The organism is Psychromarinibacter sediminicola, from assembly GCF_029168335.1.
Classification (GTDB): domain Bacteria; phylum Pseudomonadota; class Alphaproteobacteria; order Rhodobacterales; family Rhodobacteraceae; genus Psychromarinibacter; species Psychromarinibacter sediminicola.
Map to the genome: position 1 here is coordinate 1 of NZ_JARGYC010000208.1, position 946 is coordinate 946.

The window sequence follows — 946 nt, forward strand, 5'->3', positions numbered from 1 at the left end:
ACTCGGCAGGATATGCGACCTGTTCTCTCCGGTTGAATGCAGAAACTATTTCCAGGCTGCGGGATATGCGCCTGGTTAATCCCGAAAGACTCTATCGACCGGCAGGAGATCATCGACGTCGTCTGGCTTGGCCTCGGCGAGGTGGCGCAGACCTCGGTGCAGCCGGGATCGGTCTACTTCAACGAGGAGCTGGCCAAGCAGTACACCGAGTTCGACGTGGAGCTGGCGAACGAGCATCTGGACGAGATCATGCCGGAGCGCGGCTCCAACGGCATGCGTCTGCGCCCCGACGGTGAGCCCTTCGCCTTCACCTTCGCCTACAGCGCGGCGAACCCGGTCTTCGGCGATGCGCTGGAACTGGTGGCCCAGCAGTGGCGCGAGGTCGGTATCGCGATGACGCCGACGCCGCTCGACCGCACGCTGATCACGGCCCGCCAGGACGCGGGCGAGCTGCAGGGCGTGGCCTGGGAACGCGGTGGCGGCGCAGGCCAGGAGGTCGTGCTCGACCCGCGCTGGTGGTTCCCCTCCAACAACGACAGCTACTACTGGGCGCCCGCCTGGACGGCTTGGTATCTGGGAGCGGACCCCGAAGCGTCGCAAGTCAAGCCGCAGGAGCCCCCGGCGCCCGCGAAGAAGCAGATGGAGCTCTACGGGCAGCTGCAGGCCTCCGCGGACGCGGACGAGCAGACCCGCCTGATGAACGAAATCCTGGACATCGCGGCCGAGGAGTTCTGGACGATGGGGATCAGCTGGCCCGCTGCCGGCTACGGGGTGAAGAAGACGAACTTCCTCAATGTCCCCGACTCGATGCCGGCGTCCTGGGTCTACCCGACCCCCGGACCGACCAACCCCGAGCAGTACTTCATCGCCGACGAATAGGCGCTGGATAACTTCGCGGCCCTTTTTTCCTCCCGTTTGAAGGGTCCGCTCGACCGGACGTGGGCGG

General features: G+C 65.8%; 1 protein-coding gene. It reads left to right on the plus strand.

What is annotated here, in order from left to right; all coding sequences use genetic code 11:
- The first annotated feature begins 36 nt into the window (after window positions 1–36).
- The gene (locus P1J78_RS24985) at window positions 37–879 is read left to right on the plus strand and encodes an ABC transporter substrate-binding protein (protein ID WP_275570078.1); all 843 of its coding nucleotides are present in this window, start codon (window positions 37–39) and stop codon (window positions 877–879) included.
- Window positions 880–946: the final 67 nt, after the last annotated feature.